Raw genomic sequence first — 307 nt, forward strand, 5'->3', positions numbered from 1 at the left:
GGCACGTCGATCACCGGGGCTTCCGGCGGCGGCGGCAGCGGCGAGGGCTTCGGCGGCGCCAGGTTCTTGACCGGCGGCGGCGGGATGTCCTGCGGCGGCGGCGGCGGCGGCGGTGGCGGCGGCGGCGGGGCGTCAACCAGCGTCACCATGACGTTGCGTTCCTTCTCCGCAGCGGCCTTCGGGGCCACGGCCGGGATCAGAAGCATCATCAGGGCTGCCAAGTGCAGTGCGATTACAAAGGCGATGCCAGCGATACGGGGCCAGCTCAGACCCTTATCCTTATCGCTGTCGTCGTACCTGTGGTGGA

1 pseudogene is annotated in these 307 nt (G+C 70.0%); it reads right to left on the reverse strand.

The features are described 5' to 3' along the window. Positions 1-269 (reverse strand): annotated as a pseudogene (locus VA603_RS00240) (energy transducer TonB); the annotation flags it as partial. Between the last annotated feature and the right edge of the window lie 38 nt (positions 270-307).

The organism is Stenotrophomonas capsici, assembly GCF_034961085.1.
Taxonomy (GTDB): Bacteria; Pseudomonadota; Gammaproteobacteria; order Xanthomonadales; family Xanthomonadaceae; genus Stenotrophomonas; species Stenotrophomonas capsici.